This window comes from Rhodococcus sp. 27YEA15, from assembly GCF_049739425.1.
GTDB lineage: Bacteria > Actinomycetota > Actinomycetes > Mycobacteriales > Mycobacteriaceae > Rhodococcus_F.
Window position 1 is genome coordinate 3,511,223 of the sequence record NZ_JBMHHW010000001.1, and the last position, 23,857, is coordinate 3,535,079.

Annotated in this window: 19 protein-coding genes; 3 read left to right on the forward strand and 16 right to left on the reverse strand. The window is 63.4% G+C overall.

Annotation, left to right across the window (positions count from 1 at the left end; genetic code table 11):
• Positions 1–8 precede the first annotated feature (8 nt).
• Entirely contained in the window at positions 9–356 is a 348-nt protein-coding gene (locus ABH922_RS16285) for a DoxX family protein (protein WP_424807897.1), read from the forward strand.
• A 65-nt stretch (positions 357–421) separates the two neighbouring features.
• On the opposite strand, the gene ABH922_RS16290 is transcribed toward ABH922_RS16285, so the two are convergent.
• Entirely contained in the window at positions 422–2,656 is a 2,235-nt protein-coding gene (locus ABH922_RS16290; RefSeq protein WP_424807898.1) for an MMPL family transporter, read from the reverse strand.
• Positions 2,657–2,836: 180 nt separating this feature from the next.
• Here ABH922_RS16290 and ABH922_RS16295 point away from each other — a divergent pair, with 180 nt between their 5' ends.
• Entirely contained in the window at positions 2,837–4,285 is a 1,449-nt protein-coding gene (locus ABH922_RS16295) for a hypothetical protein (protein WP_424807899.1), read from the forward strand.
• A gap of 54 nt (positions 4,286–4,339) precedes the next feature.
• Here the strand turns inward: ABH922_RS16295 and ABH922_RS16300 are convergent, their stop codons facing one another.
• From ABH922_RS16300 to eat, 8 genes are all read right to left on the reverse strand, one after another.
• The gene (locus ABH922_RS16300; RefSeq protein WP_424807900.1) at positions 4,340–5,452 is read right to left on the reverse strand and encodes an NDMA-dependent alcohol dehydrogenase; all 1,113 of its coding nucleotides are present in this window, start codon (positions 5,450–5,452) and stop codon (positions 4,340–4,342) included.
• Between the two features lie 44 nt (positions 5,453–5,496).
• Positions 5,497–6,996, reverse strand: a complete 1,500-nt coding sequence (locus tag ABH922_RS16305) for an aldehyde dehydrogenase family protein (RefSeq protein WP_424807901.1) — start codon at positions 6,994–6,996, stop codon at positions 5,497–5,499.
• 129 nt (positions 6,997–7,125) lie between these two features.
• On the reverse strand, positions 7,126–8,796 hold the full coding sequence (locus tag ABH922_RS16310; RefSeq protein WP_424807902.1) for a sigma-54-dependent Fis family transcriptional regulator: 1,671 nt from the start codon (positions 8,794–8,796) through the stop codon (positions 7,126–7,128).
• 221 nt (positions 8,797–9,017) lie between these two features.
• Positions 9,018–10,649 carry an AMP-binding protein gene (locus ABH922_RS16315; RefSeq protein WP_424807903.1) on the reverse strand — a complete coding sequence of 544 codons (1,632 nt, stop codon included), beginning with the start codon at positions 10,647–10,649 and terminating at the stop codon, positions 9,018–9,020.
• 330 nt (positions 10,650–10,979) lie between these two features.
• Complete coding sequence (locus ABH922_RS16320) at positions 10,980–11,525, reverse strand: hypothetical protein (protein WP_424807904.1); 546 nt, start codon at positions 11,523–11,525, stop codon at positions 10,980–10,982.
• A gap of 150 nt (positions 11,526–11,675) precedes the next feature.
• Positions 11,676–12,449, reverse strand: coding sequence for an ethanolamine ammonia-lyase subunit EutC (eutC, locus tag ABH922_RS16325; protein ID WP_424807905.1), 774 nt, complete (start codon positions 12,447–12,449; stop codon positions 11,676–11,678).
• The gene (locus ABH922_RS16330; RefSeq protein ID WP_424807906.1) at positions 12,446–13,858 is read right to left on the reverse strand and encodes an ethanolamine ammonia-lyase subunit EutB; all 1,413 of its coding nucleotides are present in this window, start codon (positions 13,856–13,858) and stop codon (positions 12,446–12,448) included. The genes eutC and ABH922_RS16330 overlap by 4 nt, the downstream gene beginning before the upstream one ends.
• Positions 13,859–13,866: 8 nt before the next feature.
• Positions 13,867–15,315 carry an ethanolamine permease gene (eat, locus tag ABH922_RS16335; protein ID WP_424809694.1) on the reverse strand — a complete coding sequence of 483 codons (1,449 nt, stop codon included), beginning with the start codon at positions 15,313–15,315 and terminating at the stop codon, positions 13,867–13,869.
• Here eat and ABH922_RS16340 point away from each other — a divergent pair.
• A complete protein-coding gene (locus ABH922_RS16340) occupies positions 15,269–15,442 on the forward strand; it encodes a hypothetical protein (protein WP_424809782.1) in 174 nt (57 codons plus the stop codon). The two genes, eat and ABH922_RS16340, sit on opposite strands and share 47 nt — an antisense overlap.
• A gap of 78 nt (positions 15,443–15,520) precedes the next feature.
• Here ABH922_RS16340 and ABH922_RS16345 read toward each other — a convergent pair whose 3' ends face one another.
• The 7 genes from ABH922_RS16345 to ABH922_RS16375 form a co-directional block, all read right to left on the reverse strand.
• Positions 15,521–16,081 carry a DUF779 domain-containing protein gene (locus ABH922_RS16345; protein WP_424807907.1) on the reverse strand — a complete coding sequence of 187 codons (561 nt, stop codon included), beginning with the start codon at positions 16,079–16,081 and terminating at the stop codon, positions 15,521–15,523.
• A gap of 95 nt (positions 16,082–16,176) precedes the next feature.
• Positions 16,177–17,700, reverse strand: a complete 1,524-nt coding sequence (gene adh, locus ABH922_RS16350; protein WP_424807908.1) for an aldehyde dehydrogenase — start codon at positions 17,698–17,700, stop codon at positions 16,177–16,179.
• A gap of 146 nt (positions 17,701–17,846) precedes the next feature.
• A complete protein-coding gene (locus tag ABH922_RS16355; RefSeq protein WP_424807909.1) occupies positions 17,847–19,160 on the reverse strand; it encodes a transcriptional regulator in 1,314 nt (437 codons plus the stop codon).
• A 39-nt stretch (positions 19,161–19,199) separates the two neighbouring features.
• Positions 19,200–20,714 carry a mycofactocin dehydrogenase MftG gene (gene mftG / locus ABH922_RS16360; protein WP_424807910.1) on the reverse strand — a complete coding sequence of 505 codons (1,515 nt, stop codon included), beginning with the start codon at positions 20,712–20,714 and terminating at the stop codon, positions 19,200–19,202.
• On the reverse strand, positions 20,711–22,108 hold the full coding sequence (gene mftF, locus ABH922_RS16365; protein WP_424807911.1) for a mycofactocin biosynthesis glycosyltransferase MftF: 1,398 nt from the start codon (positions 22,106–22,108) through the stop codon (positions 20,711–20,713). The genes mftG and mftF overlap by 4 nt, the downstream gene beginning before the upstream one ends.
• 64 nt (positions 22,109–22,172) lie before the next feature.
• Positions 22,173–22,865: a mycofactocin biosynthesis peptidyl-dipeptidase MftE gene (gene mftE / locus ABH922_RS16370; protein ID WP_424807912.1), complete on the reverse strand. Its 693-nt coding sequence runs from the start codon at positions 22,863–22,865 to the stop codon at positions 22,173–22,175.
• Between the two features lie 100 nt (positions 22,866–22,965).
• Positions 22,966–23,745 carry a helix-turn-helix domain-containing protein gene (locus ABH922_RS16375; protein WP_424807913.1) on the reverse strand — a complete coding sequence of 260 codons (780 nt, stop codon included), beginning with the start codon at positions 23,743–23,745 and terminating at the stop codon, positions 22,966–22,968.
• Between the last annotated feature and the right edge of the window lie 112 nt (positions 23,746–23,857).

A 23,857-nucleotide genomic window follows, 5' to 3' on the forward strand; every position in this document is an offset into this window, starting at 1 on the left:
GGAGAACAATGTTCATCGCCACCGCAATCGTTTCCGCACTGCTCGCCGTGCTCCTGCTCGCATCCGCCGCCGGAAAGCTGCGTAAGGATCCCGCCCAAGTCGAATCCATGAAGTCCGTCGGATTCCCGGAAAGCAACATGTGGCTGCTCGCCACGGCCGAGATAGCCGGCGCCGCCGGGCTGGTAGCCGGACTCTTCTGGTGGCCGATCGGAGCAGCCGCCGCCATCGGCGTCATCCTGTACTTCATCGGCGCCGTCGTCGCGCATCTGCGGGTGTCCGACGGAAAGCAGCTCCCCGCCATCGTCGTGCTGCTGGTCGCAGTCGCGGCACTGGTCCTGCGCCTGGTGAGTGCGTAACCCACGTCAAGCGAAGGGGGTGCCGACTGTTTCCGGTCGGCACCCCCTTACGCTGCGGCAGTGAATTACACCTTCACGTCCACCGGATCGACGTCCTGATCCTGCTCGATCGGAATGCGCCGAATAGCTTCACCTTCGATGTCGACGTTCGGCAGAATCCGGTCCAACCACGCCGGTAGCTTCCAGGCCGCATCGCCGAGTATCGACATGACCGCCGGGATGACGATCATCCGAATGACGAACGCGTCGAAGAAGACCGCCGCCGCAAGCCCGAAGCCCATCATCTTGCTGGTGGTTTCCGAGGACAGCATGAACGCGCCGAACACCGAGATCATGATGATCGCCGCCGACGCGACAACGCGGGCGCCATGGGTGTAGCCGGAGATGACGGCGTCCTTCGCCGACGCCCCGTGTACGTACTCCTCGCGCATTCGGGTCACGAGGAACACCTGATAGTCCATCGCCAAACCGAACACCACACCGATCATGAAGATCGGCAGGAACGAAATGATCGGTTGAGTGTGCTGGATCAGCCCGAAGTCTCCCAGCTGGAAGATAGCCACTGTCGCACCGAAGGTCGCACACACGGAGAACAGAAATCCCAGCGTTGCGGTCAGTGGCACCAGGATCGAGCGGAAGACGACCATCATGATCACGAAGGCCAGCCCCACCACGACGATGAGATACGGAATGAGCGCGGAACTGAGTTTGGACGACATGTCCGCGACGATCGCGGTCTGACCCGCAACACCGAGTTCGGCGCCCTCGGACGTCACCGTCGATTCGTAATCGCGAATCTGGTTCATCAACTCGTGAGTTTCCGGCCCGCTCGGCGAGGTTGTCGGTGTCACCGCGATCAACGCGGCGTTCGCGTCGGCCATCGGATTCGCTGCATCCGGTCCGTTGCCGATCCACATCAGCTGGTCCGGTGTCGCGACATTGTCGAGCCCCTTGATGTGCGCGACGGTGCCGTCGGCAATGGAGGTGATGTCGGTTCCCTTCGGTGAGTCGATGACAACGAACAACTTTCCGTTGACACCTTCACCGAACCCTCGCTGCATCAGCGCAAGCGCTGGTTGCTCCTCGTCCTGCGTGAACGACAAGCCCAGCTCGAGTTTGGTCATCGGAAGAGCAGCGATCACCAGCATCAGCAATGCGATACCGGCGATCGGCCACGGATACCTGGTGACGAACTTCGCCCAGCGGTGTCCGTTCGATTCCGCGGATTCGGGCTCGTCCCCATGTCGCACCCCGGGAATCCGCGGTGAAAAGGCGAATCTCCCGAAGATTCCCAGCACTGCGGGAATCAAAGTGATGGCACCGAGAACGGCAATGACGACGGCGGCAGCAGCGGAGATACCCATCTGGGTGATCATCGGAACCCCGACGACAGCCAGCGCCGCCAGCGCGACCACGACAGTCAGCCCGGCGAACACGACCGAGGAACCCGCGGTACCCACCGCGCGCCCGACCGCAGCTTCCCTGGTACCACCCAGGTTGAGCTCACTTCGATAGCGGGAGACGATGAACAACGCGTAGTCGATCGACACCGCAATCCCGATCATCGTCACGATCCCGGTGACACCTTCGTTGATGTCGAAAAAACCCGAACCGAGCGTTACCGTCAGCGTGGCCAGAGAAATGCCGAGGATGGCGGTGAACAACGGGATGAATGCCGCGATGAGCGCACCGAATGCCACGATCATCACGATGAACGCCACCGCAAATCCGAGCAGCTCGGACAGTCCACCAGCAGCCTGGACCTGCATCATCGATCCGGTGCCCTCGACCTGCAGACCACCGGTCCTGAACTCGGCCATCACATCGAGGAACGCGCTCTTGTTGGCCTGTGTCTGATCCTCGATACGAATCGATTGACTGAGCTGGATCAACCCGACTTTGCCGTCGTCCCCCAGCACGGCTGACGCAATTGCCGGGTTCGCCTCGGCGGCGGTCACCGGATTGACGATCTTGTCCGGATCGACGATGTCCGGCAAAGTTTTTGCCTGCGCGATCAACCGGTCGATCTGATCGCTGTGCGCGGCGAGTCCGTCGTCGGCAGCAATGAGAATACTGGTAGACGCCTGAGTTTGCTGTTCCGCAGTGGCCGCGAAATTCTCGTCCATCAGCTCGGTGGCCCGCTGCGAATCGGTGCCAGGAAGACTGAACTCCTTGGAAAACGTCGGATTGACGACGCCTATTGCACCCCCGACGGCCGCGATCACGACAATCCACGCGGCCACCACCAGGTACTTGTGACGGAAGGCGAACTTCCCCAACCGGTACAGATATGTAGCCATCGCGAGCCCCATTCCCCTCGACTTTCGCTGACAAGGTAATACGGTACGGACCAATCGGCCGAACAGCATTCGGAAAATCGCGAAACCCGACATACCTGATATATCCCCCCGTTCCGGCCCTCACGCTCAGTACGGTGATCACGACGCGAACAGACCCCGCGCAGCACGAAAGGCACTCCTATGACTCACGGCCGGCCCGACGACCGCGAATACTTTCGCCAAGCCCAAGCACGACTTGACGCATTGGGCCCACGACTGACGGGATCGACCGCCCATCGCGCAGTGGTGGAGGAAGTCGCGAGCGAACTCGCCGCACTCGGCCTCGAGGTTCATCGAGACTCGCACTCCTTCGAGCGTTGGGATCTCCCCCGTCGATCGGACGGCCTTCGCATCGAATTGCCGACGGGACCGATCGCCGTCTCCTCCGCATTCCCCTACTCCGGGCTCACCGGCCCGGAGGGAGTGAGCGCGCCACTGGTATATCTGAACGCCCGCCGCCCGAAGTGGTCGAGGGCCAAGGGCGCCATCGCGGTGATCGAGGTCCCCCACGTCGACCTGCCACGCAAGCTCCTGGTCAGCGAGTGGGGACCGATAGTCAGCGACGAGACCCTGCGCAATCCAGTACTGTCCGCCACCTTGTTGGGCCCGAAACTGGACAAGGCGCGCAAGGCCGGGGTTCTCGGCGTGGTCGCGGTATGGCGAGACATCGCCCCGGACAATGCTCTGGGCCAATATCTTCCGTTCACCCAGCCGTACCACGACATCCCGGCCCTGTGGGTGGCAGGTGACGAGGGTGCGAAAATCGTCGCCGCTGCCCGCACCGGGCAACAGGCCAAGCTGGTACTCGATGCCACCCTGCATCCCGGAACGACCACCGACACGGTGTGGGCAGTCTCCCCCGGCACCACTGCCGACGAGACGATCCTGATCGTCACGCACAGCGACGGCACCAACGGCGTCGAGGAGAACGGCCACCTCGGCCTGATGGAACTGGCGCGGCATGCCGTGGCGCAGCCACACCGGCGATCGTACGTCTTCGTTCTGACAACCGGCCACCTGCGGATCCCCGCAGTGTCCAAGCACGGGCAGGCCACCTCCACCTGGCTCGAAGCTCACCCGGAACTGTGGAAGGGCGAAGCCGGCCAGGCGCGAGCAGTGGCCGGTATCGCCGTCGAACATCTCGGCGCGATCGGCGACATCGAAGATCTTGGAGCGCAGACACATTCACTGACCAATCGCCCCGAGCCGGAATTGCTGTACGCGACCAGCCGTGAAGTACACGACATCCTCGCACCACTGTGGCGTGACATCGGATCGGGTGATCGTCGAATTGTCGCGCCGGGTCCGGTTATTCACTTCGGTGAGGGTGAGCCGCTGTTCGAACGCAAGATCCCAGCCGTCGCGCTGGTGACGGCGCCGCAATACCTGCTCGCGTTGCGCGACGCCGACGCGGTCACACACGTCGACGTCGACACGATGGCCACACAGATCGACAACTTCCGCGATCTACTCGACGCGTTCGACGCCACGAAGACAGGGGCTTTCGGCGCTGTCGTCAGCCGATCCGTCTTCGCGAAGCTGTCGGCACTGTTGCAACTGATGCAGATCCTGTCCAAAGCCCGCAGATAGTGCTGTGCGCCTTTGTCAACCGCCGGGGGTTGACAAAGGCGCACAGCAGTGGGGTTACTTGTCGTGGATGATCACGCCACGAATGTTCTTGCCGTCACGCAGATCCTGGTAGCCCTGGTTGACGTCTTCGAGGCTGTAGGTATTGGTGATCAACTCGTCGAGTTTGAGCTGGCCGGCATCGTAGAGTCGGAGCAGGCGCACGATGTCGTACTGCGGATTCATGGATCCGAACAGCGTGCCCTTGATCGTCTTCTGGTTCAACGTCAGATCCGTGCCGGACACGTGAACGGTCAGCTTGGCCGGATCGGCCAGACCGGTGATGACGACGGTACCGCCCTTGCCGATCACAGCGGTGGCTGCGCTGACGACGTCTTCATCGACGGTGCCGACGAGGATCAGAGCCGCATCTGCGCCCTGGCCCCACGTCAATTCGTTGACCTTGGCCGCTGCACTCTCGGCATCCGCAAACGCGTGGGTGGCACCGAACTTGAGTGCCGTCTCGCGCTTGAGTTCGACGGGATCGACGACCACGACGTACTTGCAGCCTGCCGATACGGCGCCCTGCACCGCGTTGATGCCCAGTCCGCCGATGCCGTAGATGACCGCGGTGTCGCCGGCGCGGAGGTTACCGGCGTTGACAGCCGTTCCCCAACCGGAGGGGACGCCGCAGCCGACGACCACGGCGGTCTCGAGCGGCAGCCAGTCGTCGATCTTGACGACGGAGTGCTGCGAGATGGTGGCCCGCTCGGAGAAGGTACCGAGCATGCACATTCCGCCGAAATCGAGTCCGTTGCCGTGGAATCGGAACGATCCGTCGGTCATGGAACCTTCGAGGATGGTGGCACCCATGTCACACAGATTCTGCCGACCGGTGGAACAGTACCGGCAGGTTCCGCAGTTCGGGATGAAGCTACACACGACGTGATCGCCCGGCTTGACCTTCGTGACGCCGGGGCCGACCTCTTCGATGATGCCCGAACCCTCGTGACCGCCCACGATCGGGTAACGAGGCGGCAGGTCACCGTCGGTGAGGTGCAGATCCGAATGGCACAGTCCGGCTGCGGTGTACTTGATCAATACCTCGCCCACACCTGGGCCGTCTAGGTCGAGTTCCATGATCTCGAACGGCTTGCCGGGCTCGAGCAACACTGCGGCTTTGGTCTTCACTGGTGATCTCCTTGCTTGTCGGACGAGAGCGAAACGGATGGAACTCAGAGAGCGATGTTGACAGCCTTGGTCTGGGTGTAGAGATCGATGGCGGACGCACCGAGTTCGCGGCCCCATCCGGACTGCTTGTATCCGCCGAACGGCATGGCGGTGTCGAAGCCGTTGTACTGGTTGATCCAGACCGAGCCGGCCTTGAGGCGCTTGGCGGTGCGGTGCGCCTTGGAGATGTCGCGGGTCCAGATGCCCGCGGCGAGACCGTAGATGGAATCGTTGGCGGCAGTGATCGGTCCGTCGTCGGCGTTGAAGGGCAGCGCGGCCACGACGGGTCCGAAGATCTCCTCCTGCACGATGGAGAACTCTGGCTTGACGTCCACGAAAACCGTCGGCTCCACGAAGTATCCCTGATCGCCCCAACGGTTTCCGCCCGTGAGAGCGCGAGCGCCGTCGGCGATTCCTTCACGAAGGTATCCGGTGACCTTGTCGAACTGCTCCTGCGAGACCAGCGGGCCGAGCTGCGTGGTCGGATCGAGGCCCGGGCCGATCTTGACCTGGCTGGCGGCGTGCGCGACTGCCTCGGTGAACTTCTCGAAGATCGTGTCCTCGACGTAGAGGCGGGTACCGGCGACGCAGCACTGCCCGTGGTTGAACAGCCAGGCGTTGAGCGAACCTTCCACAGCCGAATCGAAATCGGCGTCGGCAAAGACGATGTTGGGACTCTTGCCGCCGAGTTCGAGGGTGACCTTCTTCAGGTTGCCCTTGGCTGCGTCGACGATCTTCTTGCCCACCTCGGTGGAGCCGGTGAAGGCGACCTTGTCGACGTCGTCGTGGCCGGACAGTGCGGCACCTGCGTCACCGAAACCGGGAACGATGTTGACGACGCCGGGCGGGAATCCGGCTTCTTCGAAGACCTCGGCGAGCAGCAGTGCCGTCAGCGGTGTCTGCTCGGCAGGCTTGAGGATCACCGTGTTTCCGGCAGCGAGCGCCGGTGCGAGCTTCCAGGACGACATCAGCAGCGGGAAGTTCCACGGCACGATCAGGCCACACACCCCGATGGCCTCGCGCAGGGTGTACGCGTGGAATTCCCCACCGGGAGAGAACGGCATGGACACGTTGACCGTGCTGCCTTCGATCTTGGTGGCCCAGCCGGCGTAGTAACGGAAGACATCTGCGGCCCAAGCCACGTCGACAGCGGTGGCAATGGCGACGGACTTGCCGTTGTCGAGGGCCTCGAGCTGTCCGAACTCCTCGGCACGCTCACTGAGGATGTCGCCGACGCGCCAGATCATGCGCTCTCGCTCGTTGGCCTTCATCCGTGACCAGGGGCCGTCCTCGAAGGCGGTACGCGCGGCGCGAACCGCGCGATCGATGTCCTCGGCCTGGCCGTGAGCGACCTCGGCGAGCTTCTGACCGTCAGCCGGATTGTACGTCGCGAACGTCTGACCCGATGCTGCGTCGACGAATTCGCCGTTGATGTAGAGCTTCTTGGGGCCGTTCAGAAATCCCTGAACCGCGGCGCTGATGGTGGGTTCGGCTACAGCCGTCATCGGAAACTCCCCTGAAGTAGTGAGGTGCGGATGTGATGCACGCCATACTTCCTCGGTTCCCGGTCGGCTAACTGTCCGGACTTTGTACAACTGGTTTCGGACAGTGTTCTACACAGTGACAACCGTTCCCTACACGGTGATGTCGAGTGCCCGCATACGGGTGTAAAGGGTGCTGCGACTGATGCCGAGCTGCGCAGACGCGTGAACCTTGTTGCCACCGCAGTCTTTCAACGCGCCGATGATGGCCTGGCGCTCCGCTTTCTCCCGCCCGGCCAGCCGTGAGACCTTGGCGGTGGTGCGGTATTGCTCAGGCAGATCGGCGACGTCGATCCGGTTACTGGCACGGCCTGCCGCAGCCGCGGCGAGCACCACACGCAGTTCAGCCAGGTTTCCCGGCCACGTCGACGCAGCCAACGATTCGACGGCGCTTGCGGTCAACCGAAGGTCCGGGCCGATACTCTCCAACACGGCATGTGCCAGTTCGGGTATCTCCACGGACCGCTCGCGCAGGGGTGCGATGGTGATCCTCGACGCGCACCGCGAGACGATCGCCGCAATGGTGGGCGGCAGGTCGGGCAGCGGACTGCTCGTCAGCACTATCCGTGGCCCCTCGGCACTGGCGTCGACGAGTTCGGTGACAACCGGAATAACCGAGTCCGGAATCAACTGCACCTGTTCGATCACGATGGTCCCGGCGCGATCGCGACTTGCTCGCACCAGATCGGTGACCCACTGCTCTCGTCCGACAAATGCAATTCTGGTTGCATCCAACCACTTTGCCGCGACCGTTCCGACAACATCGGATGCCGCTGCGGTACGCCCCGATCCGGCCTCACCCGAGATCGATATCGCGGCCTTCGAAGTACGCGCCCGCACCAGGTCTCGACGTAAACGCTCGCCGGGGGACGGCGCACGTTCGATGTTACGGCGAATCGGCGCCCGCTCTCGCTGTAGTGGTTCCACCAGGAAAACCGCTCCACCGTCAGCGCCGGAGATCCGGTCGGCCTGCACTCGCGCCAACGCACCGGACGCCAGTTCCACAGTGACCAAACGTGACTGATCCGGATTCAGATCGATTACCAGCGACCGCAGCGATGCATGGTCGGCGGCATCGAGCAAGTCGAGAGCCGTACGATTACTCAGGAGTATGTCGTCCCCGATGGCCGCCACCGCGACATGCCGCTGATGTGAAACGCGCTGGAAGGCGTCGACGAGGCGCTGCTCGGATGCCTTGGATCCCTCCAGGAGTCGTTTCTCGATATCTGCAGCCGCACGGGCCAAGAACGGAGCGAACAGCGGATTTGCTTGGGCTACTACGCCCGTCATGTCCAAAATGCCTTCCACCCGGCGGGTGACAGGATGCAGAATCGGCTGACCATAACAACTCAGACCTTTGAGACTGTCCAGGAAATGTTCTTCACCGTGGATGACAACGCTGCGCCCCATTTCCAGAGGGGTGCCCAAAGCATTGGTACCGGCGTCTTCCTCCCCGAATCGGGAACCGTTGATCACTCCGAGCCGCTCGATCGTGCGCTGGACGGTGGCGTCGGAGTACACCGAGGCGACAACTCTGCAGTCACGATCGGCCAGCAAAACGCAGAATCCGGTGCCCGCGATCTGTTGAGAGACTTCGTCGAGCACCGGGCCTGCAGCCCGGAGAAGTCGGCTTTCGCTGTCTCGCTCTTCATCATCGACGGCAATGGCCGCAGCCGGGTCGACGCCGCTCAGTCTCGAACGCTTCCACGAGAGAGCTATCTCGGGCCGTACCGCCGCGCCGCCGTCGGCAAAGTCACCAGACATGACTACAACCTAACTTCTGTGAATTCGGCCGACGCCGAGACCACTCTCCGACGACTGCCCAACAGTACTTCTTGTGTACGCGAAGGGTTCCGGTGACGCAACACCGTGACCCGAGCGGACACGTGCACTGCCGGCGAGGACGAACTCGGGGCCGCTCGGCGCTGTGAGTCCCCGAGCAGGTGCCGATCCGAGAGATCGGCACCTGCTCCCGACAGCGGGGGTCAGCCGATGAGTTCCATCGATCTCTCACGCATCTCGATCTTGCGAACTTTGCCGGTCACCGTCATCGGGAACTCGTCGACCACGTGGACGTATCGCGGAATCTTGTAGTGCGCCAACTTCCCGGAACAGAACGCCCGCACCGAATCGGCATCCAGATCCTGCGCACCCTCACGCATCTGAATCCACACCATCAACTCTTCCCCGTACTTGGCGTCGGGAACTCCGATCACCTGAGCATCGAGGATGTCCGGGTGCGTGTAGAGGAACTCCTCGATCTCGCGGGGATATACATTCTCGCCGCCACGGATCACCATGTCCTTGATGCGCCCCGTGATCGCCACGTACCCGGCCTCGTCCATCACGCCGATGTCGCCGGTGTGCATCCAGCGGGCAGCGTCGATTGCCTCCGCCGTCTTCTCCGGGTTCTCCCAGTAGCCGAGCATCACCGAGTATCCACGGGTGCACAGTTCTCCCGGAACACCACGAGGAACCGTCAATCCTGTTATCGGATCCACGATCTTGATCTCGAGATGCGGACCGACGCGTCCGACGGTTTCGGTGCGTTGCTCGATCGAATCGTCCGAACGAGTCTGCAGTGACACCGGAGACGTCTCGGTCATGCCGTAGCAGATCGACACCTCGGTCATACCCATCCGATCGATGACCTGCTTCATCACCTCGACCGGGCAGGGCGAACCCGCCATGATTCCGGTGCGCAGACTCGACAGGTCGAAGCTGTCGAATTCCGCCAACGCCAGTTCCGCGATGAACATGGTCGGCACACCGTAGAGGGAAGTGCACTTCTCCGCCTGCACCGCCGCCAATGTTGCCGTCGGATCGAATGCCGGACCCGGAATAACCATGGCTGCACCATGACTGGTGCACGCGAGATTGCCCATCACCATGCCGAAGCAGTGGTAGAACGGCACCGGAATACATACTCGATCGGCCTCACTGTAGTGGCACAGCTCGCCGACGAAGTAGCCGTTGTTGAGGATGTTGTGATGACTGAGCGTTGCACCCTTCGGGAAACCTGTAGTGCCCGAGGTGTATTGAATGTTGATCGCATCGTCCGACGACAGCGCCGCTTGAGCGATTGCCAGCACCGACGGGTCGGCCGCTTGGGCCGCCAGCCCGTCCGCGATCAATCCGTCCCATGCCGCGGACCCGAGTAGGATGACCGAGCGCAGATCAGGACACTGGGGCCGCACGGTCTCGATCATCGACGCGTAATCGGAGGTCTTGAAACTGGCCGCCGACACCAACACCGAAATGCCGGCCTGTTCGAGCACGTACTGCAACTCGTGCGAACGGTACGCCGGATTGATGTTGACGAGGACCGCGCCGATCTTCGCCGTTGCATACTGCGTGAAGGTCCATTCCGGACAGTTCGGCGCCCATATTCCGACTCGGTCACCCTTGCCGACACCGTGTGCGAGCAACCCCGCCGCGAGGCCGTTCACCTGCACCGCGAATTCGTCGTACGTCCACCGACTCCCGCTCTGGTGATCGATCAGCGCGTCGCGACCGCCGTGCGCGGCAACCGTCCGATCCAGGTTGTCACCGATCGTCTCTCCCAACATCGGGCCGTCCCACACACCCGACGTATAACTCGGCAAAGGCGTACTCATCTTCTCGTGTCCTCTCTGGATGCCGCGGCGGCATCGGCGAGAGAGTTGCCCGCGGCGAACTCTCTCCCACTGAATTTACCCGGCTGGATGTGATGTACGACATACTTCCGGCGAACTGGGGTCCGTAACTGTCTGAACTCCGGACAACCCCTCCTGGACGGTCGCACCGTCACACTCCTTCCATGGCTCGTGGCGCCGCCGAGCACACCCCGTCGTCGATACGAGAAACTGTAGTGACGTGGCTCACCCCCGCACTACCCCCTCACGGGGGTAGCAAAAAAACGGCCGGTGCGCGTGCACCGGCCGTCTCCGTAAACAGCGTTGACCAGGTCAGTTGTCGTCTTTACCGGCGGCGCCGCGCAATTCCCGGCGAATCTCCGACCACACCGTCGCGTACGAGTCGACGCCCGACGCCGAAATCCACTCGGACTCCCCGGCCTGCGCCTTGCGCAATGCGATGGAGAAGAGCTCTTGATACCGAGACAACCGCGGCACGAACGCCGAGACGTCGTCGAAGACATCGGTTGCCCGTGAATCCAGGGCTGCAAGCGAATCCGCGTCCGCCGTGTCGATCAAGGCGAGAAACTCCTCGTCCAATGCCGTGAACTGCTCGTAGACCTCGCCGATCGAATCCTCGTCGATCGAGACACGCTCGGCATCGAGCTGATCCTCGAGCTCCGCCAGTCCCTTGTCCGTGAGGCTGATCTTGCCGTCCGACTCGGCTGCCTTGCCCTGCTCGACCAGCGCCTGGTACGCCGCCTGACCGGAGGCGGCACTCACACCCAGGTGGTCGGCAAGTACACCGACACCGACCTGCTCTTTCAATCGAACCGCCTGAAGCAGTGCCAATTCGTCCACATTCCCGGCGAAGGCCATCGAACTCTCCTCATCACGTGCCGCGCCAAACGGCCCCGATCTCATTGCCGGGCTCCAAGTGGAATCCGGCGCCCGCGAGGGCCGGATCCAATCAGAACACAACAACAGATCGGATGGCGTGGGCGCTACCCGAGTGCTGATACTGACCGGTCAGTCGAGTGTCAGCGTCTCTGCGGTGGTCAGGGAAATCGATCGTGACGTGTCCTTGAGGTCGACACCCGAACGCCCGAGCTTTCGGGCACCGGCCACCAGACCGGCGACCACCCTGGCCGCCTGCTCGTAACCGAGCCCTTCGGGTGGATGAATGTTGGATATGCAGTTCCGATCCGCGTCCGTGCGGCCGACCCGCGGAAGATGAGTGAGGTAGATGCCGATACTGTCCGCAACCGACAGCCCAGGGCGCTCCCCGATCAGCACAATGACCGTCCGGACGCCCATCGCCGCCGCGATGTGATCACCCAAGGCGACCCGGGCGTTGGTCGCGATCACCGGCGGCGCCATCGAATAGAGGTCGCCGAGTTCTTCGACGAGCGCGGCCAGTAGCGGCTGCCCGTGATCCATCAGGGCTCGCGGTGACAGGCCGTCGGCGAGGACGAATCCGAGTTCTCGCCCCGAATTCTCGACGGCGGCAAGATCGGTGGGGCTCCGCCCCAAATCCGGACGACGGAGATACTCGCTGCGCGTGGACGCACTGCTGGCCACCACCACGGGGGTTCCGATTCCGACGGACTCGACGTGGCCGACGAAAATCCCCGTGTCCAACGGTGCGTGTACCGCATCCCGAGCGGCAGCGTGTGCGGCCTTGAATTCGAGTACCCGACTGGTGGGCAACGCGTCCCCGGCCCGGCCCAGCCCGATCCGCGACTGGGTGGTCTTGCGCAGCGGTCCCCAGAAATCGATCGACGGCGACTGATCCTCGGTCACGAGCTCACCGTCAATGCACTCAAGGGCGACGCTTGGGCGTCGATCGGGAGCACCCGGCCGTCGGAATCCGTCATGCCGAGTCCGTGCAGCCACGCCTCGAACTCCGGCGCCGGATGCAGGCCGAGTACCTTGCGGACGTAGAGCGCGTCATGGAAGGCCAAGCTCTGATACCCCAGCATCACGTCGTCGGCGCCCGGGACCGCGATCACGAAGGCCGCGCCGGCGACACCGAGCAAGGTGAGCAGGTTGTCCATGTCGTCCTGGTCGGCCTCGGCATGGTTGGTGTAACACACGTCCACCCCCATGGGCAGGCCCAGCAGTTTTCCACAGAAGTGATCTTCGAGACCGGCACGGATGATCTGTTTACCGTCGTACAGATATTCGGGGCCGATGAACCCGACGACCGTGTTGACCAGGAGCGGCTCGAGATCTCGGGCGACCGCGTACGCCCGCGTCTCGAGGGTCTGCTGGTCGACGGGCGCACCGCCGGTTCCCAGGTGCGCGCCCGAGCTGAGCGCGGAACCCTGCCCGGTCTCGAGGTACATGACGTTGTTTCCGACGGTTCCCCGATTCAGCGACCGGCCGGCCTCGTTACCCTCGCGTAGCAGTGGAACGCTCACTCCGAATCCGGAGTTGGCGCCTTCCGTGCCCGCGATCGACTGGAACACCAGATCGACGGGTACACCCGCTTCTATCAACCCGATCGTCGTGGTCACGTGCGAGAGCACGCACGACTGGGTGGGGATCGCGAAGCGTTGACGAATGTCGTCGAGCAGGTGCAGCAATTCCGAGGTCGCCTGCGGCGAATCCGTCGCCGGATTGATGCCGATGACGGCGTCGCCGCACCCCATCAGAAGTCCGTCCAACGTCGCGGCCGCAATCCCGCGCGGATCGTCGGTGGGGTGATTGGGTTGCAGCCGAGTACTGAGCCTGCCGGGCAGACCGATGGTGGTACGAAATCCGGCCGTCACCGTGATCGCTTTCGCGACTGCGATCAGATCCTGATTGCGCATGATCTTGCTGACCGCTGCCACCATCTCCGGTGTCAGCCCACGGCCGACGGCGGCCAGGACAGCTGACGCGCCCGGCGTGGACGCCGTCTCCAAGAGCCAGTCCCGGAAACCCCCGACGGTCAGATGGGACACCGGCGCGAAGGCGAGGCGGTCGTGACCGTCGACGATGAGTCGAGTAACTTCGTCGTCCTCGTACGGAACCAGCAGCTCCTCGAGGAAGAGCGCCAGTGGAAGATCGGCCAGAACCCATTGCGCGGCAGCCCGTTCGGCGTCGGAGTGCGCCGCACAACCGGCCAACTCGTCACCGGACCGCTGCGGTGTGGCCTTGGCCATCAGATCCACCAGGCCGTCGAACGAGTAGGTGGTTCCCGATACCTGCTGATGATATGTAGCCATCTATCGACTCACCCCAATTCCTCTTCGGCCCGCGCAAGTACGGCAAACTCCTCGTCCGGCGAATTAGCAACGAGGTGGTGACGGCTGTAGAGGCCGAAGTACGCCATCAGGACACCGAAGGCCACCAAGGTCAAGAGCGCCGCTACCGGATCGACCAGGAAGGTGGCGACCACCGACACCGCCGCGATCACGAGGGCGAAGGACGTGGTGACGATTCCGCCGGGGGTGCGGTACGGCCGCGGCATGTTCGGCTCGCGCTTGCGAAGTACGATATGACTCACCATCATCAGGACATAACTGACTGCCGCGCCGAACACCGCCATATTGAGCAGCATGGCACCTTCGCCGGTGAGCGAGAGTACGAAACCGATGATTCCGGGAACCACCAGCGCGAGCGTCGGCGCTTTGCGCGTGTTCGTCACCGACAGATTCCTCGGTAGATACCCGGCGCGTGAGAGCGCGAAGGTCTGCCGCGAGTAGGCGTACATGATCGAGAAGAAGCTCGCGACCAGACCCGCGAGCCCGATGTAGTTGACGGCCTTGGCTGCGCCGCTGTCTCCGAGCGCCTCGACGAGCGGGTTGCCGGAGACCGACAACGCATCGGCACCGAGAGCTCCGGTCGCGAGGAAGAGAACCGCCGCCCCGGTGACGATGAGGATCAACATGCTGATGATGATTCCGCGTGGCACGTTCTTCTCTGGCTCACGCGCTTCCTCGGCGGCAAGTGGGACACCTTCGACGGCGAGGAAGAACCAGATGGCGAACGGCACGGCCGCCCATATTCCGAGAAGTCCGAACGGTAGGAACGCCGACGATCCGACGGCATCCGTATCGACGGTGATGTCGGTCAGATTGGACGAATCGAAGAGGCCGACAGCCGAAACCGCGAACACCACCAGACCGACGAGAGCGATGACAGTGATGACGAACATGGCCTTGAGCGCCTCACCGGCGCCGGTCAGGTGAATCCCGATGAAGATCGCGTACACCGCGAGATACACCCACCAGCCGTCGGTGATGCCGAAGAGATTCAGCGATTCCACGTATGCGCCGATGAACGTCGCGATAGCGGCCGGAGCTATCGAGTATTCGATGAGAATTGCCGTGCCGGTGGCGAATCCACCCCACGGGCCCATGGCGCGGCGAGCGAAGGTGTATCCGCCACCGGCTGCAGGCAGGGCCGAGGACATTTCCGCCATCCCGAGCACCATGGCGAGATACATGGCGGCGATGACAACCGCTGCGATGAGCAGCCCACCGAATCCGCCCTGGGCGAGGCCGTTGTTCCACCCCGCGTAGTCACCGGAAATCACGTAACTGACCCCGAGCCCGGCGAGCAGAACCCATCCGGCCGAACCCTTTCGAAGCGTCCGTTTCTCCAGGTAAGAACTGTCTTCGGTGGAGGATTCGGTGCCGCTGGATGAAATGCCGCTGGATGAAATGCCGCTGGATGAAATGCCGCTGGGCGAGCTCCCGCTGGGTGAGGCGCCGGGGTGTGAAGGACCTGATGCACGATCGGAAACAGACATGGCCGTCCTCGAGTTCGGTGGGGTGCGCGGATTTGTCACCTGCCACGCACGGTAGGCGTGCCGTGTACCGGGAGCGTCGCCGTCAGATCACCGGACGGTTAACTGCCGGTTCGTGTCGGGTCGATCGGGTACGTCACGAGCGCACGGTCATACCGGGTACCGGGCACGCGTCGACGGCTTCGGCGACCACCCGAGCGCTGGTGTGCGGTGCCGGACGGGTACCTGCTTCCCAATCCTCACCGACCAGGAGTGGCTGTGCACCGAGCAGATCGTTTTCGGAAGCGGTGAAAGCCCTTGCTCGACTGAGGAACCTGAGCCCTTCCGGAGATTCCAGACTGAACCCCGAACCTCGACCGGGCACGACGTCGAGGACCAGTTGCGTGTGCTTCCAGGCTTGGAACTGCGAACCCGAGATCCAGACCTGCACGGCGTCCGTTCCGGTGGCCAAGTCAGTGGGAACCTCGCCGACCTCGAGCCGGAGGTCGACGACTCCGAGTAGCACGTCACGGTCGCCGACGATGAATTCCCCTGAGGGATAACACATCGGGGCCGATCCGTCGCAACACCCACCGGACTGATGCATCATCAGCTCACCGTGGTTCCCGCTGAGGCGGCGTAAGAGGTCAGCCGCCCCAACGGTTGTCACCAGCCGAGGTGGAATCGCGCCGCTCTCGGATCCGTGCGTGGCGCTCATTCCGACCTCCTGTTGATTGTCATTGCCTGGACTTGCACATTATGTGCACGTACACGTTCGGCGCCCACCGGAAACGGTGGGCGCCGAACCGTGGATCAGAAGAAGCCCTGAGCCTTCTGTGCGTAGCTGACCAGGAGATTCTTGGTCTGCTGGTAGTGGCCGAGCATCATCAGGTGGTTCTCACGGCCGATACCGGACTGCTTGTAACCACCGAAGGCGGCGTGCGCCGGGTACTGGTGGTACGTGTTGGTCCACACGCGACCGGCCTGGATGTCGCGACCCGCACGGTAGGCGACTCCGCCGTCACGCGACCACACACCGGCACCGAGACCGTAGAGCGTGTCGTTGGCGATCTCGATCGCCTCGTCGTAATCCTTGAAGGAGGTGACGGAGACGACAGGCCCGAAGATCTCCTCCTGGAAGATACGCATGTCGTTCTTGCCGGTGAAGACCGTCGGCTGCACGTAGTAGCCGCCCGACAGGTCGCCACCGAGTTCGGCCCGCTCACCACCGGTGATGACCTTGGCCCCTTCGGCCTTGCCGATCTCGATGTAGGAGAGGATCTTCTCGAGCTGATCGTTACTGGCCTGCGCACCGATCATCGTATCGGTGTCGAGCGGATCACCCTGGCGCACAGCCTTGGTACGGATCGCGGCCAACGCGAGGAAGTCGTCGAAAATGCTTTCCTGGATCAGTGAACGCGACGGGCAGGTGCAGACCTCGCCCTGATTGAGGGCGAACATCGTGAAGCCCTCGAGTGCTTTGTCCTGGTAGTCGTCGTTGGCGGCCAGAACGTCGGAGAAGAAGATGTTGGGGCTCTTGCCGCCGAGTTCGAGGGTGACGGGAATCAGGTTCTGCGATGCGTACTGCATGATCAGGCGGCCGGTGGTGGTTTCACCGGTGAACGCGATCTTCTTGATGCGCGGGCTGGACGCGAGGGGCTTGCCCGCCTCGACGCCGAAGCCGTTGACGATATTGAGAACACCGGCAGGCAGCAGGTCGCCGATGATGCTGATGAGGTGCAGGATCGAGACGGGGGTCTGCTCGGCGGGCTTGAGGACGATGGCATTGCCTGCGGCGAGTGCGGGCGCGAGCTTCCACACCGCCATCAGGATCGGGAAGTTCCAGGGAATGATCTGTCCGACCACGCCGAGCGGCTCCTGGAAGTGGTACGCAACGGTGTCCGAGTTGATCTCGGAGAGCGAACCTTCCTGGGCGCGAATGGCTCCGGCGAAGTAGCGGAAGTGATCGATGGCGAGCGGAATGTCGGCGTTGAGGGTCTCGCGGATCGGCTTGCCGTTGTCCCATGACTCGGCGAGCGCGATGGACTCGAGGTTTTCCTCGATGCGGTCGGCGATCTTGTTCAAGATGACGGCGCGCTCGGCAACCGAGGTCTTACCCCAGGCCGGTGCTGCCGCATGTGCTGCGTCGAGAGCGAGTTCGATGTCCTCGGAGGTGGACCGCGCCACCTCACAGAAGTTCTGCCCGGTCACCGGTGTCGGATTCTCGAAATACTGACCCTTGACCGGTGCAACCCACTCGTTGCCGATCCAGTTGTCGTAGCGGGACTGGAAGGACATGATCGCGTCGGCGGTACCTGGACGGGCATACACGGTCATTGAAAGCTCCTATGTAAACGTGATCTTCCTGGGCGCTGTCACCGAACGTCGTGACTGCGGTCCCACCCCCGGTGGGGTGTGATTCACAACACTAGGAGTTGCAACGTTGCAACTACGTTGCGTCCATGGTTACCGCAGGTTTCCCGTCAGAGCCGCAGTTGTCGATCGAGCAGGTCGAGTCGGGCTTTCACCTGGGAATACAGCGGTGACGCCGGATCGAGCGTGGACAGGTAGGCCTCCCAGGCCACCGAATCTTCCCGTCCGTGCACCGACGTGGTCCACCGGGCGAGCAGAGTGGTGTCACCGACCCGCAGGAGCGCAGCCTGAACTCGGGTCTTGAGTTCCTCGCGAATCTCCTCGATACCCGGCGAGATCGAACCGGACAACACCGGCCCGGAGTACAGCCGTAGCGCCGTAGCAGCGTCGCCGCGGTCGAGTGCCGCCCGCACGTCGGCGACATCGGTGACGAAATCGGTGATGATGCGATACGGCCGCGACGCGAGGCGGTCGGCACCGAAAACCTTGCGAAGCCGGGACATTTCCGCGCGAATGGTCACCGCGTCGAGTTCGCCCTCGTCGAGGAGAACCGCCAGGTGATCGGAGCTCAGGCCTTCGGGATGCTCAGCGAGGAGCAGCAGAATCTCGGCGTGGCGCTGCGAGATCGAGATTCGCTCCCCTCCGCGCACCAACGTAGGTCGCCCGGAACCGAACGTCTCCAGACGTGGAGCCGTTGCATTGAGTTCGAGCGGGGTATTCAACAGGTGGAATCGCAGTTCGGACTCGGCTGCCGCGACGGTGGCGCGGATCAGCGACAGCACTTCGGGAACCGCGACCCGAGGACCGCCGGTGATGTCGATCGCGCCGAGGATCTGTCCGGTGGTGGGATCGTGCACGGGTGCTGCAGAACAACTCCAGTCGTGGACTGTGCGGTTGAAGTGCTCGGAGCCGAAGATCTGCACCGAATGATCGAGCGCGAGCGCAGTACCGGGAGCGTTGGTGCCGACGCGGTCCTCGCTCCAGTCGGCGCCCTCGACGAAGTTCATCGACAGCGCCTTGTCCTTGGCGGAGCTGTCACCCTCCACCCAGAGCAGGCGGCCGTGTGCGTCGCTGATCGCGATGAGCAGGCCGGTCTCGGCGGCGTCCTCTACGAGAAGTTTTCGGATGACAGGCCGGATCAGCGACATCGGGTGCGCCGATCGGTATTTCTCCAGCTCCAGGCCTTCGAGCATCTCCGGGTTGCCCACCACATCGGGATTGACGCCTTTATTGCGGCTGCGCATCCACGATTCGAGCACGACAGCCCGTACGTGCGAATCGTCGGTGAGGCCCTGACCAGGAACTCCTAGATCGTCGATGAAGGACTGATGAGCGGTGGAGAGGCGCCGAGCCAACACCGCCACGTCGTCGCCCGGCCGGACCGCGACCCAAGGATTGCCCTGCACAGCCTGTTCACCTGCCATCTTCAGAGTTCCTCCGCTCCAGGACCACTGTAACGCCGATCACATCGCCGTGGTGGCTCCTGCCGAACTGTTCTCGTCACCTCGGAGCAGCGCCGCTGCCCGTTCGGCGACCATCACCGCCGTCGCGTGCGGGCCCCGACTCGGAACCTGGGGAAAGATCGACGTGTCCACGACACTGAGGCCAGTTGTACCGTATACACCGCACGTCGCAGGGTGGACAACGGCACCGGAGTCCGGATCCTCGCCCATCGCGCAGCTCCCGGACAGATGCAACGACGTCCCCAGTTTCGACTCGATCCACGCATCGGTGTACTCGATCGACGGTCGTTCCACGAGCCCGGTGGCGGCAACCATCTCGAGCAACTCCCCCGCGACCTGCAGACCGTCACGAACATCGCGTCGATCGCGGGCTTCACCGAGATAGTTGTAGTGGACCAGAGGCGAATCGGTGGGATCGTGCGGCGCCAACCGGATACTGCCTCGACTCGACGGACTCATCAGAACGATGCCGAGCGTGTGATCCATCGGCGGCAGTCCGTCGATCATCTCCGAGAACGCCGCCGTGTACGGACGGAACTCGATACCGCCGTCGTTGAGGATGGTCTCGAGCACCGGAGTCTTCGCATCGCGGCCCTGTGGTGCCGAGAATCGGTACGGGACCGAGATCTCGGGATGATCGGAAAACCCGGAGCCCACTCCGGGAAGGTCCGCGACCACCTCGATGCCGTGGACGGCAAGATCCTCGGCGCGGCCGATTCCGGAATTCATCAGCAAGTGCGGACTGGCGATCGCACCGGCGCTCACCACGACGTGTCGGCCGAAGACGCGCTGGAGCGTTCCGCCGATGACGGCGTCGACACCCACCGCCCGCGTGCCGGAGAACACGATGCGAACGACGCGCACCCCGCAGTCGATTCGAAGATTCGCGCGGCCGATCACGGGAAGCAGGTAGCCGACCGCCGTGCTGATCCGGCGATCGTCGAGGATGTTCAACGGCACGCGGCCCACACCCGTCGAACCAGGGGCGTTCTTGTCGGGGTCGTCCGCGAAGCCCGCTGACAGTGCCGCGTCGCGGAACGCGGAACTGAAGGGGCGCAGCCGATCCCAGTCGCGGCGCCGGACCTGAACCGGTCCTCGATCGCCGTGGAACTCGCCGCCGAAATCATGATCGGTTTCCGAACGACGGAAGTAGGGCAGCACCTCGTCATAGCTCCACGACGCCGGCCACCGCTCGAAATCACCGGGCGTCGATCGCGCGAAGTAGGCACCGTTGACCGCGCCGGACCCGCCGAGCACCCGTCCACGGGAAATCACCCCGGCCCGGCCCGGCATCAGATCGACGGGATGGACGACGGTGTAGTCACTTCCCGGACCGACGGGCAGACGGTACGGGTCGGCGAGCGCGGCCGGAAGATCGGCAGGCGAGGTGTAGCCGGGGCCTGCTTCGAGTAGTCGGACCGAAGCGTCGGGGTCTTCGCTGAGCCGCGCGGCGAGCACCGAACCGCAGGTGCCGCCCCCGACTATCAGATAGTCCGAGTAACCAGGTTCTGTCACTTCGTGATTCGAGGTTTCAGCGATGCCGCGTCACGCGCCTGCGCGGCGCCCCGCCACAGTCCGACACCGTAGGCGAGGTCGTCCATTCGTTTGTAGAAGACGTAGCGGATCGGCCCCAACCCGCCCGGGGTGCGATGCCGATACCAGTCCAGCAGGCCTTCACCGACCGCCGCGGCGAGTGCCTGCCGTCGAATCTTTCGCGATGCGATCACGGCCAGCAGTGTCACCGGCCAGTAGTGCCTGCACATCGCCGACGCGAGTTGCCAGAAGCCGCCGACGAATCCCTGGGCCGTCAAGATCGCCGCGATCCGCGTCGGTTGGCGCAGTCCGGTGAACATCTTCCGAAGGCGGAACACCGTCAGCGTCAGCGCACCGAATGCCCCGGCCAGTCCTGTCCGCGTCAAGGTGGCGGCCGCGATACAGGCGAACAGTGTCCAGATCGACATGGCCATCGGCGGCACCGAACCCGGATGGCGAGCAGCCAGCGGCGCCGCGCCGGTTCCGTAGAACGCACGCCGAGAAAACCATTTACCGAACTGGACACGGTGATCGTGCGCGACGTGCGCAACCGGCTCGTATCGCAGGCGCCAGCCGGCGTCCTGCAACCGCCAGCAGAAGTCGACGTCCTCGGCCACCTCGAGGTTCTCGTCGAAACCGTCACATTCGAGCGCTACCTCGCGCCGTACGATCAGTGCTGCACTGGGCACATACGCCACCGGACTACCCGATTTGACCGCAGCCTCCTTACGTCCGAGGTCGAGGGACGAACGCATACTCTCGTACCGCGCGAGCGCAGGCCCGTGCGGGTCGAGGGCCACGATGCGCGGCGCTACGAGGGCAACCCCCGGATCACTGAAGTGCCCGAGCATGAGCTCGAGCCAACCGGTCCTCGGAATGACGTCGGAATCGAGAAAGGCCACGAATTGCGTTTCGGCCGAACGCAATCCGGTGTTCCTGGCTGCCGACGGGCCGCGAGAAGTCTCGTGCCGGATAACGGCGACGGTACCTGTGCCCTGGCAGGTGCGTCGAGGCTCGAGCGCCACGTCCGAGCCGTCGTCGACGATGACGACCGTCAGATCCTTGAGGGCAGGCAACAGGCGTTCTACCCCGGCCTGATTGTTCTTGACCGGAATGACGACGGTGACGTCGGTCGCGTCCGGGGTGGACATGGGGCGTGGGTTGGCCACCCCGGAATCGAGAAGGTGCCGGGCCACCGCGGCACTCTGCTGGTCGACGACTTCGAGGAAACCGTCCCCGATCATCGCTGCGGCATCCGGGGCCAGCCGCAACATGCGAGTCGGTGACCCGCCGATGAGCACCCGACCACCCGAATATGTGCGGACCTTCGGATCCAGCCGAATGCCGAAGCCGTCGGGGAGTCGTGCTGGTCGCATCAGACGATCGTAAAGCACCGGACAGGTGATACAGAACTCTGTCGCCGCTGCCAGGGCTCCGTAGTCACCGAAGCCGCCCGTCCGGACCGGGTAGCCACCGGTCGAGGCCGTCAGAGACGCGCTGAACCAGTTCGCCGAAAATGAGAGCGCCGCCGTGCGCCGTGGCTCCGAGTGGATCACCGAGAATTCCATTTTCCGTCACGGCCGCCATACCGCCGGCACGTAATCGAGGCATCAGCTCGGCGATCGGCGAGGTATTGCCCATTTCGGCGACATCGAGGTTCACACATTCCGGCTCGAGATGGAGAAGCAGGCTGGTCTCGGTATGGCCGGCGTGCGCATCGGCCCCCGGAACCGCGCATGGTGCCCAGGCTGCGTCGCGGCCTTCGTATCGCAGAAGTGCCACCGCCTTCGCCAGTGCCGGACCGTTGCCACCGTGACCGTTGACGAAGAGCACACGCGGAGCCCAGTGAAATGCCGACCGTCCGAATTCCACGATCACGGCTTCCATCACCTCGGCACCGATCGAGATGGTGCCCGGGAATCCTTCGTGTTCTCCACTCGCACCGTATTCGAGCGCGGGAGCGATCAGGACGCCGGGCAGTGCGTGCGCGACTGCCGACGCGATCCGGGTGTCCGTGTTCATCGGCAGGTGCGGGCCGTGCTGTTCGAACGAACCGACCGGGACCACGACGGTGCGCGTCGATCCGGCTACCGCGGGGCTGGGCAGTTCGGTCAGATCGCGGTTGTCGGTCATTGGCCGATGATAAATGGTGCGGTGTGGGCGGAGGTTGATCATGAACTGTTTTTCGTCCGACGCCCAGTCGAGCTTGTCCCTGAAACACACGACAAGCGCGTCAGGCCGACGTCACCACGTGGATCGCCGACGACTGGGAACGGCGGAGACGATCGAATGCCTGCGCGGTATGTGAGTCGGCGGGCAGATAGACGACGAGTTGTTGCGCGTCCGATGCAGGTAGATCGAGACTTTCGCGCTTCCAGGACAGTTCACCTTCGCTCGGGTGTCGAAGACGCAGGTTTGCGCGCGCGGGAATGCGCCGCCGTTCGAGTCGGGTGCTGAATTCGGACCCTGCGAGGTGCGTGAGTTCGGCCACGAACCGCTCGACACTGTCCATCGACGGACCCAGCCACAAGCCGAACGCCAATTCGTCGGCCACCTGCGCCCAGTCCGCAAACGCTGATCTGGCACGGGTGTCGGTGAAGACGAAACGGGTGATGTTCGGCTCGACGGCGTCCAGGAGACCCAGTTGACGGGCCAGGAGTTCGAAACTTCTCGTATACGAAAGTAGGTCGCCGAGCCGGTTGGTGAGGACTGCCACCGCGGGCTCGAGAAGGTCGACTATCTGCGCGGTTTCCGGCCTGACCTCCCGTGTGTGCCCGACGGACACGCAGGGACCGGACGAGTCGCCGCCGCTGAGTTTTGCAAGACTGGCTAGGTGACGACGCTCGCCGAGATCGAGATTCATGGCGTCCGAGACGGCGTTGAGAACCGATCTCGACGGGTTTCGATCACGACCCTGTTCGATCCGGGTCAGGTATTCGACGCTGATCCCGGCGAGCGCTGCCAGTTCGCTTCGTCGCAACCCGGGAACCCGTCGACGTGGAGAGGACGGCATCCCACGATCTGCCGCACTGATGCTGTCTCGTTTGGAACGGATGAAATCCCCAATGGTGTGCCCACCCGCACAAGCCTATTCCTCGAATCGCCGACCTGTACCGGGTGAAGCT